We start from the raw sequence: 14,114 nt of genomic DNA on the forward strand, positions 1-14,114 counted from the left end.
GACCTCAGTTCGACTCGGCCCAGCCGCCACGACGGCGCGCAGGCTTGGATGTTCCACGGGAATCCGCAACGACCGGCTTAGCAAGCGCGCCCGATGTTTCACGGGAATCAGAAGGTGCTACGGTCGCGGCCAGGCGAGTCTCGAGTGCATCCCAATCCGCCTTGGTATACCGGTGCAGACGCACCTCCGAGTGGTGTGCCGCGGCATAGGCATACACCCATGTGTCCAGCGGTTCGTTTCTCACGACGCGCTTCTCAAACCGGTTCTTGACTGGGTTGTAGACCTCCGACACCAGGCCTGGGTAGAACTCGGCCGGAAGCTCTTCGCTGAACCGGACAAGCCTCGCATCGGCTTGACGCTCGGCGTCCGCTGCCAGCCGGCTGTACAAGTAGTGCTTCGCCGCGACGGTGCCGACGTGGTTGATGATGATGCCGCGCTTGTCCGTCTTATCGTTCCAGGTCACGTCCGCCAGCTTGCCTTTCGACAGGATCGGCGCGTTGTTGGGGACAGCACCGAAGATGCACATAACGCGAGTAACTTTGCGCTGCCGCACATAGTTCTTGACGGCCTCAGTGCGATGACCACCGGCATCAATGGCGGTGGCAACCGACCGCAGCATGACCCCGTCCTCTCGCTCGATCGGCCGATTGAGCAGGTCGGTAAGTGCAAGCCATACCGCCTCTTCCGCAGGGTCTCCCTGCAGCTCAACGTAATCCAGTGTCCAAGCCGTCATTCCCCTGCCCCAGCCGATCATATGGACGGCGAGACGGTCGTCTTGGGTATCCACGCCGACAGTGATTGCAAGAACCCCGCGCGGCGCATGCCGCAGCCTGTACGGTTCGGCCCGGTCGGAGATTACGTTGTGCTTGACCGACCGCATCTTGGGGTCTTCCCAAGTCTCGGCCAGTCGGTCGTTGATGAAGGTCTTCAGCGCAGCCGGATCGTTCTGCGCGTCGAGCCACTCCCGCACCAGATCTACCCAGCGCGGCCCCAGCCCGAACTGATAGTAAAGACAGTTGATGTGGTAGCCGCGGATGGGCGAGTCAGGGTTTGCGGCCACCCACCGGCCAGCGGCGATCATGTCCGACTTGTGATGCTCTTCGATGCAGGCACCGCAGTCGCTGCACGCATACCACGCATGCTTGGCGTCCGGCGACCAGTGCAGTCCGCTCCACTGCAGGTGCTGGAAGTGACCGCAGTGCGGGCAAGGCACGTGGTATCGACGCTGGTCCGACTTCTCGTACAGCCTGTCGATTCGGCTGAGCCCCGCGATGCCCGGGGTACTGATGTAAAGGCGCTTGTACGTGGTCGGGAAGGACGACGTGCGGCCGTCCAGCATCTTGACCGGGTCGTCACCCGTCAGCAGCACCTGGGGCGCCTCGTCGATCTCATCCACCACCAGGTTCTTAACGGTCGTGGACTTCAGCCGCTGGGGGCTACCCATGTGCTCCACGTACAGCTGCCCGCCGGCGAAGTCCTTGAAGGTGCGCTGGTTCGAGCTGTCCCGGCTGGCGGTGCTGCTCAGTGCTTTGCGCACCGCCTGGCACACCTCGATCATCGGGTTGAGCTTCTGGTTCACCCACTTGTTCATGGATGCCTCACCCGGCAGCGCGTACATGATCGGCGCAGGGGCGTAGTCCATCCAGTACGCAATCGAGTTGGTGGCCACCTGGCTCTTGCCGAACTGGATGGGGAACTTGCAGGCTTGATCGTGAACCGGGCTCCGCGCGGACATGTTGTCCATCGGCTCGCGCAGCGGCGGGTTGCGGTCGGTCACCCACCGCCCTGGCTTGCTGCTTCCCTTGCTGGACAGGCGCATGTGCTCATCGCACCACTGGGAGACGGTCATCGGGCGTCGCGGCTGAAGCGACCGCGCCAGGACCGTGGTCAAGCGCTGGGCAACGGATCCGCTCATTCGGCCACCACGACAGACGCTGCCCTGAAGCCACGGCTCATTTCTTCCAGAGCGTGACTCACCTCGTTCCAGACCAGTTCGCGGCATCGCGCTTCGTCAACGGTGGCCGCCAGCTGTGGGGCAAGCGTGTCCGCCATGCGCTCCAGTTCGACGCGGATCGCGGTGGCCGCCTCGGCCAGGACGTGTTCAACCTGGCCCGCATCGAGCAGCTTGCCCATGCTGACCTCGTAGTCCCGCGCCGCGGCCTTGGCATCGATCTCGGCCTTGTCCGCCAGCGCCTTGGCTTTGCGCTTCGAATCTGGCGTTGCCGGCGCAGCGCCGCCTTGGTCGCCATCCTCGTCACCCTCGGCGTCATCCCCTCCCTCCCCTTGCCCGCCGCCAGCCAGCCCGGCGCCTCGTGCCTGGGCGTGCCGGACAGCGACTGCGGTATAGCTGGGGTCCTTGGTCTGGCTGTACAGCGCCAAGGAGGCGTCGCGCAGATAGCCCTTGCCTTCGCTCACAGGCACCAGGCGGCCCTTCTTGTTGAGTTCCACGATGTAGGACGGCCGGCATCCGATCAATGCCGCCAGCTCCTTGCCAGAGACCTTCACATCCCCCTCAGAAGCCATGCAACACCCCTTCTTTCTTTTCTTTCAAACAAGCAGTGACAGAAGAAAGCGCGCGCGCGAGCACTAGTGCGGGACGTGCGGCAGGACGTGCGGCAGTAGAAATGCGCCAAAACGCTGCGCCACAAGCGCTGTGCGGGATGTGCGGGATGTGCGGGACCCTATACGCGCGCAGGAGCGCAAAGGTGCGAGTGCCTTGCAAGGCGTGCCGCACGCGCCCGCGCCCACGTAAAGGGGTAGAGCCGCACGTCCCGCACAAACCTGCTGCCAGTAGGGCAGTCGCCCGCACAACATCCCGCACACTGTCCCGCACGTCCCGCACAGGATTGGCCGAAGCACTCATGCGCGCCCCTTGTAGTCACTGAAGGAAGTCCGGAAGGCCTGCACTTCGTCGCCCAGGAACGCCTGCTCGCTGCGCCCGTCGGTTGCCTCGGTCGCCCCCAGCATCAGGAAGCCGTGCGGCCCGTGGGTCGTCTGCGCAACCACATAGCGCTTGCGCGCCCGGTCGGGATGGATGATCTGCCGCTTGCGCACGAGCGCATTGACGAACTTGGGGTTCGGCGCGGGCCGCACACCCTCCCTGCCGCACCAGACCTTGTAGAGCTCGTACCATTCCTTCGACAGCGCCGGGCGAGGTTTGACGCCCGGGATATCGTTGCCGTACAACTCATCCAGAAAGCGCTGCGGGCTGTCCTGGCTCAAGCCGATCAGCTCCCGTTTCGCGTCCGTCATAGGTGGATTGGTGCCATTGGAGAAGTCTCCCAAGTCCAGGCGCAGCAGATAGTCGTGCAGCGCGGCCGTGCCGCCGTTGCGGATCTCAGCCATCACTTCCAGGTAGAAGTCCTGCGTCAACTTCTCCGGCGTCCAGATGACCGCGTGCCGGCGGTCATCTTCTTCCAACACTACGGGCATCGCCTCGTTGGACAGGAACACCAGGTTGGCGTGGTTGTCCTCTTCGTAAGCCTGGATGTTCTTCGGATTGATGCGGATCCGGTCGCCGGTGATCAGTGCCTTGAGCTTGTTCTTGAGGTGGTAGACCTCGGTGCGCGCCACCACTTCGTCGGCCAGAAGGAACAGCTTGCGGCTGGCCCAGTCGTTGAATTTGTCTTCCAGTGCCGCCTGATCAAGCACACGCCCGTAGTCGCCGAACAGCTTCATGTACTCGTCGAAGAACATGTTCTTGCCGGTGCCCTGCGGGCCATGAATAACGATGGTGCTTTTCATCTTGGCACCAGGGTGCTGCAACGGGTACGCCAACCACCTGAGCACCCAGTCGTACAGCGCCTTCTGATTGGCCTCGTTACCGCACATGTGCCAAAGCAGATGCAGGAGCTTGTCGCAGTCGCCTGCCTTGGGTGTTGTAGGCCAGCCAGCGAACAGGTTGCAGGTAACCCCCTCCTTCAGGCCAGACGGGTCGAAGTCCACTTCGCGCACGCGCACAATCGATCGCGCCGGGTGTTCCATCCACGCGCGGTGCAGCTCGCGCCGGACGCACGCATGCCCCATGTCACCCAGCGCCATGAGCATGTGTTCCTTGTGATCGAACACCGTGCCACCCTGCCCGTACACCAGCGCGAAGCGCTCCAGAAGCTCATCGAGCGAGTCGATGGGCTTGAGCGGGGCCAGCCCCTCGCCCCCGGTGGTGGAGTTGGAAGGCGCGCGGGTTTCGCTACGGGGTCGCCACGAAAGCTCCGTGATGCGGGCCTCAACCTGGCTGCGTACAACATGCAGCCCTTCCAGCACGTGCAGGTCATTGAAGTCGCTGACCTTGCGCCCGTGTTCAATGAACCGCTCGCGGCGACCGGCCTCGTCGGCGAACGCAGGCAGCAGCACTGCACCACTGACATCGAGCGCCGCAGCTTCCGCGCCGAGCAACCCTGCGTTCGATGCCCCATGGGGCGTAGAGCAGGTTGGGCAAATCTCTGGGGCTTCTGCCAGCACCAGGCGCGACTTACAGCTGCGGCACTTCTGCAGCGCGTCGTCATCGCCGCAGACCAGGACCTTGGCCGCGCGGTAGCGCTTTGCCAAGATCGCAGTCACGGCCATCAAGTTCCCGGCGTCGAAGGCCACGGCCACCGGGTACCCGGTGGCCATGTGCAGTGTTGCCGCTGTTGCGTAGCCCTCAGCCACCAGCAGGACCCACTGCGGTGTGCCGCCGATCAGATGAAAGTGCCCCTTCTTGGCCAGGCCGGCAGGCCAGTACTCCTTGGCAGGCTTGCCGGCAGCCTGCGCCTGCTTTGCGCTACGCAGCACCTGCAGGCCATGCACCGAGCCGTTTACATCGAGCAGCGGCACCAAGGCGACGCCACTGCGGCCGTAACGAAGACCGAACGGCTGCACTGCCTTTTCAACCAGATAGTCCGCCTCGCCCTCAGGCAGCGCCCGGCTCCACGCAGCACTCGCACGCGCGGCAGCTCGTTTGTTCTGCTCCAGCCGTGCAGCCTCGGCGCGCTTACGGTCCTCGGCCAAGCGGCGCTTGAGCGCCTCGCGCTGCTCTTGGCTGAAAGAGCTGTCGCGCTTGCGCAGCTCAACCTTCTGCGCGCCGTTGTCGTTGCCGTGCCACACACCAAAGGTGCCAACGATCAGCAGATCACCGTTACCGGTGTTGAGCTCGTGTAAGACATACCAGCCGCGGCGCTCGCGCGACCCCTCCACTTTGCAGCGAACCATGCGGCCGCTGACGTCCAGGGTGTCGAGGATCAGACCAGCATCGTGCAACTGGCACAGCACGTCATCGTAATTGGCGGACATTCAGTAAGTTCCAGAGCCGCTATGTACACGACCATTGCGCGTTTGGTTACCCGCGTCAGGGAGGCCTGGGGAGGACCCATCGACTGGCCGCTGTTCAGATTCGCCGTTCAGGTTCGAAAGTTCAGCGAAACTAAACCGTTCGCGCGGGCCTTCAATGCCACCCCCGGGGGGATGGGGCAAGGTCAGTGATGGTCATGGCGTTCCGGATTCCCCAAGGGCAAGTCACACTGCTGCCCTTCCCTGTTCTGCTGCGCGCTCCACAGGCGGTCGCGCTCGGCCAATGCCTCATTGCCCACCGGTCCGGGTGCCGCTCCGGACAGCAGGCGCTCGATGTTCTCTATCTCTGCGCGCACTGCGGCGCTGATGATCCGACGACCGTTCGCTGTCCGTGCCCGGGGCGGTCGGTAGACGGCCACGTCACTCACGCCGCCGACCTTTCTTCAATGCCCTGCGCAGGTTGCGTTCCATGCGGTGGCACATCGTGCGCAATGCCTGGAGTGCATCGAGCATCCTGTCTGCCTCGGCCAGCGTCACCCGGTTGTCGGCCAGAACATCCAGCGCAACAGCCGACAACTGCCCACAGAATTTGGACACGTGCAGCAGCTTGTCCCTAATGGCCGCTATTTCATCGGGCCATCCAGCCTCTGGGGCGGCAGGCACGTGATCCACAGCCAGATTGAACTGCGCGGCCAGTGACAGGATCCAGTCAGTGGCGACCGGGGTGCCTGCAGTCAGTTCCATCATCCATTCCGTCAGCATCTCCAGCATTTCCATGGAGATGGACTCGCCGTCGAGGCCGCGCAGCTTCTTACGCAGCGTCTCGCCCTTGATGCTGACGCCGCGCCGCTCGGTCAAATAGGCAGCAGCAGCGTTCACGCTGCCGGGCATCTTCATGACGGCGTTGTATGCCGCATCGCGCCAGTAGATATCCGAGCGAGCGCAGGTCATGCCGCCCCCTGAAATGCTGCGCATTTCATCGTTCCGCTGCAGGCCGCATCGACCTCAAGATGCAGGCCATGAGCGAGATCATCCTCTTCCAACAGCGCATGCACTTCAGCGCCTTGCGCCACTACAGCGAGAGCCAGGGCATGGGCGGAGTGGCGGCGGTGTTCTTCGCGCCGGCCGCAGCTGACATCACGCATTGGTCGGAACCTCCCACCAATGAAGCGGTGGCGCTGCGAGTTGTAGCCGGCCACGAAGCGCCAGCCAGCTATCAGCCGTGAGCACCAGCCCACCGCCCTCGCCCTCAGCCGTGAGGCACTCATCAAGGACCGGCCCGACCTCGGAGTTACCGAGACATGGCATTAGCAAGATCAGCTGCCGCATGCTGCACCCTGAATCAGGGCAACCGGTAACCCGGATGGCCGAAGGACATACAGAAGCCTCAGCGCATGGACTTCAGCAATTGGCCCATCGGGCCATTGGTAGATCGCCGACCTCGTGATGCCCAATGCATCGGCGAGCCCGGCAACACTTCCGTATGCCTCGATAGCCTGCTTCTTCGTGACGGTCTGGTTCATGGCGCAATGAAAGCACACTTACACATTGCGATGCAAGCACGCTTTCATCGCTCCCATATAAGCTGGCTAACATGACGATGACTCTCGCTGACCGCCTGATCCTTGCACGCAGGGAATCAGGCTACGACGACACCAAACCGGCGGCAGAAAAGGCCGGCATCACGCCATCTGCCCTCTACCAGCTCGAAAGCGGCAAGACTAAGAGCCTGCACGGCGGGACCGCCGTCCAGTTAGCCAAGGTGTATCCCGGGTTTCGCATCGAGTGGCTGATCGCGGGCGAAGGCCCTATGCGTGCTGGGGAGCACAGCGCCCAAGTCCACGTCTCAGCCGGTGAAACCCCTGCGGGCTACGTTCGCCTTCCGCTGTTAAGCATGGAGGGCGAAATGGGTGTCGGTGCAATCAATGATGACCCGCCGGAGGTGGTCCAACATCTAGACGTTGCCGAATGGTGGGCCAGGCAGAACTTGCCGCATAGCCTTGATCGCGTGAGGATCATCACCGCGCGGGGAGACAGCATGGCTGGCGTGATCAACCATGGAGATGTTGTCTTCGTGGACGCTGAGGCTCCCTACTACGACGGCGAAGGCATCTACGTCTTCAACTGGCAGGGGCGAGCTCTCATTAAGCGACTCGCACCCAATCTTCGGTCGGGGAACCTGCAAATCCTTTCAGCGAACAATTCGGCCTACCCGCCTGAGGACGTGCCTCCTGGGGAGATTGACCAGCTACACATTGCCGGCAGGGTGCTGGCATGGCTCACGCTCAAACGTTTCTAGGACAGGGAGCAATCATGGATGTTGTGATCATCGCTGTTGTGTTGTTTGCATTCATAGGTGCGGCAATTGGAGCCACCAAGAACCGCGCAGTCGCCGGATTCCTGTATGGACTACTCCTCGGGCCGATCGGGTGGCTTCTGATCATCATCGGCCCGACAGTCCGGACTCAAAAGCCGAGAGGCAAGTGGCGTTAATATAAGCGCGCTTGCACTCAAAATATAAGTGTGCTTTTATTGACCCGTCGGCACCCCAGCCGACGGGCGACCGGCGGGTCGCCACTGCGGCCCAGCCCATCCCCTGCTGAGCCGTAGCTGCCACTCCCCAGGCAACAGGCCCGCCGGCGCCCTCCTTTTCAACGGAGAGCGCCATGTCCTACCGAACCGCTGCCGCTGCGAGCCGCCACCTGCCTGCTGGCGCAGGCCGCCCGCGACCACACCCGGGCAAATGTCCTGCGCATCCGCAGCACCGGCGAGCACAGTCGCAACCAGCTGCGCCGCTCGCGCCGCATGGGCGTCCAGAGCCGCCGGGTTGAAGCCGCGTCACGGGACATGGCGGCCGAGGTGCGGGCATGAGCGCCCCGTCCAAGATCGCAGCTATCCGCCACGCCGTGAGCGCGCTGCACGGTGCCGCTGACGATGGCGCCGACACGCGCCGCTACGCCGACGCGTTACAGGAAGCCGGCGCAGCGTTAGGCGAATTGATCGACCAGTTGCAGGCGATATTCGATGCCGAAGGTGACGGCTTCAAAGTCAGGATTTCGTACTACAACCGCGCTGGCGTGACGGTCTATCCGGCGGGCAGGGATGACCGCGTGCAGGAGCTGCGAGCCGCCCTAGCCTGCGTCAAAGGAGGTGCCGCATGAAGCGCCGACACCACGCCGCGTGGGCCCTGCTCGCCCTCGTGGCAGCCGTCGTCATCCCGTTGCGCTTGGTCGAAATCAGCCAGGCGCACGCAGACCGCGATGCGATCAAGCCGCGCTTCGCCGCCTCATCCACGGTTCGGGGCTGACGCCATGCAGACCGCCCGCCCTGCCCCCGCCTCCATTCCGCTGTGCCGTCCTGGGCATCGACCGCAAATCGTGACCACGACCGGCGCACCTACCGGTCATCAGCTCGGCGCCCCGTGCCCGGCATTAGTGCACTTCGAGTGCCACCTCTGCCAGAAGGCGACTGTTCCAAGCACGTCCCTCGCGATCGCCGAGCTGCGCTGGACCGACCCCGGCTTAGCGGCGCTGCTGATCCCGATTTCTCACCTCGCCCGCGCCCGCGGCGCCGTGCTGGCCCGCCTGCCGGCCCAGCACGCCGCCTGACCTGGAGAACGCAATGGCTGCACCACTCAAACCCCTGGAGCGCGCCGCGCTCGTTACTGCCTTCGCTGCGGCCGGCCATGCGCTGAAGCGCACCCGTGGCGGCTTCTGCTCGACCAGGCAGCCAGCCAAGGTCTTTACACGGCGGGTTACCAACTGGCTGTACGAACGTGCGTTGATCGACTACGACGACCCGAGTTTTCCGACGCAGGCCACGCTGACCAAATCGGGCATGGCGCAGGCCACCGCACTGGTGGAACAAGCACGCCTCAGCGCGGGGGCACCATGACCCGCGAGTACTTTCTCAAGGTTGCCACAGCCAAGGCGGCATATGCCGCGGCGCTGCGCATGGAGGCCGATGCTGAGTCCATGGTCGGCCATAAAGAGCAGGCAGAGACGTTTCAGCGTTTCGCGTCGCAGTGGGATGCCCTGGCCGCTTCCTATCGGGCCTCCGCTGAGCAGGCGGACGCGGCATGAAAGCGTCAACCCTACCCGTTGAGCATTCGTTCCCCACCGGCACCCATGGCACCACTCTGGTGCTGATGGTATGCGCTGGCTGGCTGTGGGCTGGACTGTATGCCAGCCCCTACAGCGCCACCCCCACCGAGTTGTCGGCTGCCACCGGGCGCACCGCGACCGTGCGTGGCCGTCAGTTGCGGATCGGCGCAGGCCACTACTCCCTTTCTCAGAAGTCGCTGCAGGCGGCACGTCGTTGGCTTGATCGCCAGGGCGTGACCGTGCGCGACCAGACCCTCAAGGAAACCGCATGACCGCCAAGATTCAACGCCACGGCCGCGCCGCAGCGATCCGAGCGCTCCTGCTCGATCGCCCGCCTGGCGCGACCGCCGAGCAGCTTCTCGCCACAGGCATCGACTGCACGCTCAAGCAGCTCAACAACTCGCTGGGCGCGATGTTCGATGCGGACCAGGTGCGCGCAAGCACCACCACCGGCAACAAGGTGTGGTTCCTCACCACCGCAATGCGGAAGCTGATGCGCGGCGTTGAAGGCCAAGCGGCACCGCCAGTAGCCGCCACTGCTCGGCTGGAGCGCCCCACTCCAACCGGCAGCAACAACAGCACCACCGTCCTGCACAAGGACCAGGAACGCCAGGAGCTCGAGCAGTTGCTCGCCGACTTCCGCAAGCGCGGTGGAGCGATCGAGGTCCTCGGTACCACTGCCATCCGGCCGAGCCTGAGCCGCCGCCAGATCAACGAAGCGACCGCCGAAGCCCGCAACAAGCGCAGCGAAGCCAACGGAGCAGCCGCATGAACAGCCAACCCAGCGTAATCCCGAACGCCGTCATGTACTGGGATGGGGGCGAGCGCGCGATCACGCCGCGTGAGAAAGCCACCATCGAAGAGCACGGCCCCAGCTGTTTCACCATCCCGCTGGCGCCCCCTATCGATGTGGACAATATGCTGGCCGACTGCGTTCCCGGCGGCAGCATCACCGACCCGCAGGCCGTGGCTGACAACATCCGGGCATGGTTTGCAAAGCCCGCAGACCTGGCCGTGCAGAAGGAGGATGGTTCGCTCAGTACCAGCGAAGGCGGCCGCCGTTACGTCGCAGACTTCTTCGTGCGGGAGCTTCGCCGCCACGACTTCACCCGCTACATCACCACGACGCTGGCCGCCGACTTCGCCTGTGCACTTGCCCAACATCTCGCAGCAACTGGCAAGCAGCAGGTTGGCGAGGTGCAGGAACCGGTAAGTGAAAAGGCCGTTCGACAGTTCATCGCAGACCGCGCCACGAATGACGAACACCGCGAAGACATCCTGTCCGGCGACTATGACCACACTGCGTGGTTCGACCACATCCGAGAGCTTATGGAAGCCCTCGCCGCCCGCCAGCCGGTGGCGCACCAGCAGCCCAGCTTCGGCAAGGTCCAGGAGATCCGCATTCCGGCGCGCAACAAGCTCGACCCGATCAGCGTGTTCGTGCAGGACCAAGCTTGGGGTCGTGGCCGCATCGTGGTCACCTGCTATGGCAATGCGTGGCAGGGCTTCTGGGGTGCGATGGGCGACCGCACGGTCATGCAGTTCGTCGCCCAGTGCGATGCCGACTACGTAGCCGGAAACATGATCTCTGGTCGCCAAACCCGGATGACGAAGGCAGAGAGGGCGTACACCCAGCGCATCGCGGCGGAGGTGATCACCGAGTTCCGAAACTTGATCGGCGGCCAGCGCGACGCAGCGCCGGGGGTGGGCAATGGCTGATATCCAACAGCGTGCCCGCGATCTGCAACGGGTCCGCGCCGCCAATCCAAACAACCCAGCCGGCTCCCTAGCCACCGTCAAGCCGAAGCCCGGGCCGATGATCCCGAGCGACCGCCGCCACCTCTACCCCCAGGAATGCACCAATGGCTGATGGCTCCCGCTCCTTCAACTTCCCCCTGCCCCAGCGCTCCCGCCTGCGGCCCGGTGAGATCGTGGTCGACCTCTTCGCCGGCGGCGGCGGCGCCAGCGAGGCGCTCAAGCAAGCACTGGGCCAGGACCCGGCGCTCGCCTACAACCACGACGCGCTGGCCATCGGCATGCACGCGGCGAACCACCCGCTCACCAGTCACCACCGTGAGGACATCTGGCATGCTGACCCGCGCATAGACGTGGCCGGCCGCGCGATCGGCTGGTTCCATGCTTCCCCGGACTGCACCCACTTCAGCCAAGCCAAGGGCGGCCAGCCGCGCAGCCGGAAGACCCGCGCCCTGTCATGGGTCGTGCTGAAGTGGATAGGCATGCTGCTGCGCGCTGACCTGGTCGACGGCACCAACACCGCGCCGCGCATCTTCTCGATGGAGAACGTTTGGCAAATCCTGACCTGGGGCCCGCTGATCGCCAAGCGCTGCAAGGCCACCGGCCGCGTCCTGAAGATGGACGGCACCGTTGCAGCACGCGGCGAGCGCGTGCCGGTCGAGCATCAGCAGCTGGTGCCGGACAAGAGCCGCACCGGCCGCACCTGGCGGCAGTTCGTTGCCGCGCTGCGTGCGCTGGGCTACTCGGTCGAATGGCGCAAGCTCGTGGCGAGCGACTACGGCGCCGGCACCAGCCGGGAACGCCTGTTCCTGCTTGGCCGCCGCGACGGCGAGCCGATCGTGTGGCCGGCGGCAAGCCACGGCACCGCGCCAGGCCAGAAGCCGCGCGTATCGGCCGCCGACTGCCTAGACTTCAGCATCCCCTGCCCGTCCGTCTTCGGTCGCAAGCGGCCGCTGGCCGACGCCACCATGCGCCGCATCGCCAAGGGCACCGTGCGCCACGTGATCCAGTCGGCGGACCCGTTCATTGTGCCGGTGCCGGCGAACTGCGCGGACAACAGTGCGGCCGCCGCAGCCTTCATTGCCGAGCATGCCAACGCCAGCAACCAGCGCACCATGGACGCGGGTGAGCCGCTGCGCACCGTTTGCGCCGGGGTGAAGGGCGGCCACTTCTCGGTGGTCACTCCGATCCTCGCCGGCGTCGGCGGCCGTGCCGGCCAGTCGGAACCACGCTCGGGCGCTGACCCGCTCTACACGATGACCGCGAAGGCGGACACCGCCCTCGTGGCACCGGTTCTGGTGCAGACCGGTTACGGAGAGCGCGCTGGCCAGGCGCCGCGCGCACTGGACCTGCAGCAGCCGCTGGGCACGATCGTGGCGGGCGGCGTGAAGCATGCAGTGGCGGCCCCGCACCTGGTGAAGTTCCGGGGCGACAGCATCGGAACACCTGCCACCGAGCCTGTGCCGACGATCACCTCAGGTGCTGGTGCTGCGCGTCCGGCAGGCGCGGCGCATGCCTTGGGCGTAGCTGCTGCCTCGCTGGTCACACTGCGGAGGAACATGGTCGGTGCCGATGCTCGCACGCCGCTGGCTACGGTGGCCGCTCAGGCAGGACACCATGCGCTGTCAACGGCCTTCATGGTGCAAGCCGCACACGGCGAAGGCCGCCTTGGAGGTGTCCAGCGTTGGGGTGCCGGCAGCAAGGATGCACGCGAGCCGGTGGGCACGGTCACCGCAAGCGGGAACGGGGGCCATGCCGTCGCCGAGGCAGAGCTGGCAGAGCTATCGCCCGAGCACCAGGAAGGCGCGCTGCGGGTGGCCGCTTTCTTGATTAAGTACTACGGCACCGGTGCCAACGTGCCAAGCCTGTCGGATCCGGTCGATACCATCACCACGCGTGACCGGCTGGCGCTGGTCACCGTGGTGATCAAGGGCACGCCCTACGTCATCGTGGACATCGGCCTACGCATGCTCAAGCCGCACGAGCTGTACCGCGCCCAAGGCTTCCCGGCGGACTACATCATCGATCGCACCGCCAACGGCACGCCGCTCACCACCAGCGCCGCCGTGCGCATGGTCGGCAATAGCGTCAGCCCGCCGCCGCTGCGCGCCCTAGCCGTGGCCAACCTGGACCCAGTCGCCGCGCCGATGGCGGTGGCGGCGTGATGCGCCAGGCAGACCGCTCCATGCACAAAGCGCGCGTGCTGCTGCACGAAGCCCGCGCCCGGCGAGGCACTGCCTTCTCCCGCGTGGTGCTGCGCTGGGCCGCCAACGCCGCCAACGGGCCGTCGCTGCCATCGAACCACCCTCGGCCAAAGAACGATCAGCCCCCGCAGCCCAACTGGACCTATTCCCGTGAAAAATCGCGACTCAAAGTCACTCGCCTACGGTCGGCCCCAAAAGCTGCTCAACGCGACCCTGCGCCCACTGCCGCGCCTCTTCGCGCGAGGCGACGGCCACATCAATTCCCGCCTGTGCCGGGCCGCCGTCGATCGCGTACCGCAGGATCGTTGCGCCAACACCGGTACGGTCCAGACGGACCCGGACGATCACCTTCCTGCCCTGAGCCTCGCACACCCAGTCTTCTTCGTAATTCACCTGCGCCCTCTCATTCGTTCTGCACAGCATCCGACGAACACGATAGCCGGGGACCGCAAAGGCCGCCACCGGAATCACTCAACCCATGCGATCCGAGGTCACTCATGACCCACCGACACATCAGCCATCCCGAAAGGCTGCCGGCCTGCGCCGCCCGTCGCGGCGGAGCGCATGGTTCGAAGGAGGAGCAATGCACCTGCTGACCACAGAAAAATGGCTAGATCGATACTTCGACAAGGCAAGTCGGCCAAGTACTCCCACTCTCCAGCGCTGGCTTCGAGATGGGAAGATCCCCGCAAAAAAGGTCGGCGGCACTTGGTTTATTGACGAACACGCATGGCTCGCAGACGGGGATGACCTCGTTGAGCGCGTCCTCCAGGCTGGATGATCC

At 64.8% G+C, this 14,114-nt stretch carries 18 protein-coding genes; 12 read left to right on the top strand and 6 right to left on the bottom strand.

Features of this window, described 5'->3' with window-relative positions:
• Positions 1-4 precede the first annotated feature (4 nt).
• From GQ674_RS12750 to GQ674_RS12765, 4 genes are all read right to left on the bottom strand, one after another.
• Positions 5-1,915 carry a phage terminase large subunit family protein gene (locus tag GQ674_RS12750; RefSeq protein WP_159497383.1) on the bottom strand — a complete coding sequence of 637 codons (1,911 nt, stop codon included), beginning with the start codon at positions 1,913-1,915 and terminating at the stop codon, positions 5-7.
• Positions 1,912-2,523, bottom strand: coding sequence for a hypothetical protein (locus GQ674_RS12755; RefSeq protein ID WP_159497384.1), 612 nt, complete (start codon positions 2,521-2,523; stop codon positions 1,912-1,914). Before GQ674_RS12755 ends, GQ674_RS12750 begins: the two co-directional genes overlap by 4 nt.
• A 336-nt stretch (positions 2,524-2,859) precedes the next feature.
• A complete protein-coding gene (locus tag GQ674_RS12760) occupies positions 2,860-5,271 on the bottom strand; it encodes a DUF5906 domain-containing protein (RefSeq protein WP_159497385.1) in 2,412 nt (803 codons plus the stop codon).
• Between the two features lie 417 nt (positions 5,272-5,688).
• Positions 5,689-6,243: a phage regulatory CII family protein gene (locus tag GQ674_RS12765; protein ID WP_236546076.1), complete on the bottom strand. Its 555-nt coding sequence runs from the start codon at positions 6,241-6,243 to the stop codon at positions 5,689-5,691.
• Between the two features lie 44 nt (positions 6,244-6,287).
• On the opposite strand from GQ674_RS12765, the gene GQ674_RS12770 reads away from it, so the two are divergent.
• Positions 6,288-6,494 (top strand): hypothetical protein, encoded by a 207-nt coding sequence (locus tag GQ674_RS12770; protein ID WP_159497386.1) that lies wholly within the window; start codon positions 6,288-6,290, stop codon positions 6,492-6,494.
• Between the two features lie 90 nt (positions 6,495-6,584).
• On the opposite strand, the gene GQ674_RS12775 is transcribed toward GQ674_RS12770, so the two are convergent.
• The gene (locus GQ674_RS12775) at positions 6,585-6,791 is read right to left on the bottom strand and encodes a Cro/CI family transcriptional regulator (RefSeq protein WP_159497387.1); all 207 of its coding nucleotides are present in this window, start codon (positions 6,789-6,791) and stop codon (positions 6,585-6,587) included.
• Between the two features lie 71 nt (positions 6,792-6,862).
• Between GQ674_RS12775 and GQ674_RS12780 the strand changes: the two genes are divergently transcribed.
• The 10 genes from GQ674_RS12780 to GQ674_RS12820 all read left to right on the top strand — a co-directional run bounded on the left by GQ674_RS12780 (position 6,863) and on the right by GQ674_RS12820 (position 13,291).
• Positions 6,863-7,567: a S24 family peptidase gene (locus GQ674_RS12780; protein WP_159497388.1), complete on the top strand. Its 705-nt coding sequence runs from the start codon at positions 6,863-6,865 to the stop codon at positions 7,565-7,567.
• Positions 7,568-8,135: 568 nt separating this feature from the next.
• Entirely contained in the window at positions 8,136-8,429 is a 294-nt protein-coding gene (locus GQ674_RS12785; RefSeq protein WP_159497389.1) for a hypothetical protein, read from the top strand.
• Positions 8,426-8,575, top strand: coding sequence for a hypothetical protein (locus tag GQ674_RS21510; protein WP_201290159.1), 150 nt, complete (start codon positions 8,426-8,428; stop codon positions 8,573-8,575). Before GQ674_RS12785 ends, GQ674_RS21510 begins: the two co-directional genes overlap by 4 nt.
• A gap of 70 nt (positions 8,576-8,645) precedes the next feature.
• Positions 8,646-8,876: a hypothetical protein gene (locus GQ674_RS12790; RefSeq protein WP_159497390.1), complete on the top strand. Its 231-nt coding sequence runs from the start codon at positions 8,646-8,648 to the stop codon at positions 8,874-8,876.
• Positions 8,877-8,889: 13 nt separating this feature from the next.
• Positions 8,890-9,162, top strand: a complete 273-nt coding sequence (locus GQ674_RS12795) for a hypothetical protein (RefSeq protein ID WP_159497391.1) — start codon at positions 8,890-8,892, stop codon at positions 9,160-9,162.
• On the top strand, positions 9,159-9,350 hold the full coding sequence (locus GQ674_RS12800) for a hypothetical protein (protein ID WP_159497392.1): 192 nt from the start codon (positions 9,159-9,161) through the stop codon (positions 9,348-9,350). Before GQ674_RS12795 ends, GQ674_RS12800 begins: the two co-directional genes overlap by 4 nt.
• On the top strand, positions 9,347-9,643 hold the full coding sequence (locus GQ674_RS12805; protein ID WP_159497393.1) for a hypothetical protein: 297 nt from the start codon (positions 9,347-9,349) through the stop codon (positions 9,641-9,643). The genes GQ674_RS12800 and GQ674_RS12805 overlap by 4 nt, the downstream gene beginning before the upstream one ends.
• Positions 9,640-10,143 (top strand): hypothetical protein, encoded by a 504-nt coding sequence (locus tag GQ674_RS21635; RefSeq protein ID WP_236546077.1) that lies wholly within the window; start codon positions 9,640-9,642, stop codon positions 10,141-10,143. Before GQ674_RS12805 ends, GQ674_RS21635 begins: the two co-directional genes overlap by 4 nt.
• Positions 10,140-11,090: a hypothetical protein gene (locus GQ674_RS12815; RefSeq protein ID WP_159497394.1), complete on the top strand. Its 951-nt coding sequence runs from the start codon at positions 10,140-10,142 to the stop codon at positions 11,088-11,090. The genes GQ674_RS21635 and GQ674_RS12815 overlap by 4 nt, the downstream gene beginning before the upstream one ends.
• A 143-nt stretch (positions 11,091-11,233) precedes the next feature.
• Complete coding sequence (locus GQ674_RS12820; RefSeq protein ID WP_159497395.1) at positions 11,234-13,291, top strand: DNA cytosine methyltransferase; 2,058 nt, start codon at positions 11,234-11,236, stop codon at positions 13,289-13,291.
• Positions 13,292-13,501: 210 nt separating this feature from the next.
• On the opposite strand, the gene GQ674_RS12825 is transcribed toward GQ674_RS12820, so the two are convergent.
• Entirely contained in the window at positions 13,502-13,723 is a 222-nt protein-coding gene (locus GQ674_RS12825) for a hypothetical protein (RefSeq protein ID WP_159497396.1), read from the bottom strand.
• A 190-nt stretch (positions 13,724-13,913) separates the two neighbouring features.
• Here GQ674_RS12825 and GQ674_RS12830 point away from each other — a divergent pair, with 190 nt between their 5' ends.
• Positions 13,914-14,111, top strand: coding sequence for a helix-turn-helix domain-containing protein (locus GQ674_RS12830; RefSeq protein WP_159497397.1), 198 nt, complete (start codon positions 13,914-13,916; stop codon positions 14,109-14,111).
• Positions 14,112-14,114: the final 3 nt, after the last annotated feature.

Source organism: Stenotrophomonas sp. 364 (assembly GCF_009832905.1).
GTDB lineage: Bacteria > Pseudomonadota > Gammaproteobacteria > Xanthomonadales > Xanthomonadaceae > Stenotrophomonas > Stenotrophomonas maltophilia_AP.

Excerpts from the sequence above, each read along its gene's own strand:
- GQ674_RS12750 (WP_159497383.1), bottom strand. The coding sequence starts at position 1,915 with ATGAGCGGATCCGTTGCCCAGCGCTTGACCACGGTCCTGGCGCGGTCG.
- GQ674_RS12755 (WP_159497384.1), bottom strand. The coding sequence starts at position 2,523 with ATGGCTTCTGAGGGGGATGTGAAGGTCTCTGGCAAGGAGCTGGCGGCA.
- GQ674_RS12760 (WP_159497385.1), bottom strand. The coding sequence starts at position 5,271 with ATGTCCGCCAATTACGATGACGTGCTGTGCCAGTTGCACGATGCTGGT.
- GQ674_RS12765 (WP_236546076.1), bottom strand. The coding sequence starts at position 6,243 with ATGCGCAGCATTTCAGGGGGCGGCATGACCTGCGCTCGCTCGGATATC.
- GQ674_RS12770 (WP_159497386.1), top strand. The coding sequence starts at position 6,288 with ATGAGCGAGATCATCCTCTTCCAACAGCGCATGCACTTCAGCGCCTTG.
- GQ674_RS12775 (WP_159497387.1), bottom strand. The coding sequence starts at position 6,791 with ATGAACCAGACCGTCACGAAGAAGCAGGCTATCGAGGCATACGGAAGT.
- GQ674_RS12780 (WP_159497388.1), top strand. The coding sequence starts at position 6,863 with ATGACGATGACTCTCGCTGACCGCCTGATCCTTGCACGCAGGGAATCA.
- GQ674_RS12785 (WP_159497389.1), top strand. The coding sequence starts at position 8,136 with ATGAGCGCCCCGTCCAAGATCGCAGCTATCCGCCACGCCGTGAGCGCG.
- GQ674_RS21510 (WP_201290159.1), top strand. The coding sequence starts at position 8,426 with ATGAAGCGCCGACACCACGCCGCGTGGGCCCTGCTCGCCCTCGTGGCA.
- GQ674_RS12795 (WP_159497391.1), top strand. The coding sequence starts at position 8,890 with ATGGCTGCACCACTCAAACCCCTGGAGCGCGCCGCGCTCGTTACTGCC.
- GQ674_RS12800 (WP_159497392.1), top strand. The coding sequence starts at position 9,159 with ATGACCCGCGAGTACTTTCTCAAGGTTGCCACAGCCAAGGCGGCATAT.
- GQ674_RS12805 (WP_159497393.1), top strand. The coding sequence starts at position 9,347 with ATGAAAGCGTCAACCCTACCCGTTGAGCATTCGTTCCCCACCGGCACC.
- GQ674_RS21635 (WP_236546077.1), top strand. The coding sequence starts at position 9,640 with ATGACCGCCAAGATTCAACGCCACGGCCGCGCCGCAGCGATCCGAGCG.
- GQ674_RS12815 (WP_159497394.1), top strand. The coding sequence starts at position 10,140 with ATGAACAGCCAACCCAGCGTAATCCCGAACGCCGTCATGTACTGGGAT.
- GQ674_RS12820 (WP_159497395.1), top strand. The coding sequence starts at position 11,234 with ATGGCTGATGGCTCCCGCTCCTTCAACTTCCCCCTGCCCCAGCGCTCC.
- GQ674_RS12830 (WP_159497397.1), top strand. The coding sequence starts at position 13,914 with ATGCACCTGCTGACCACAGAAAAATGGCTAGATCGATACTTCGACAAG.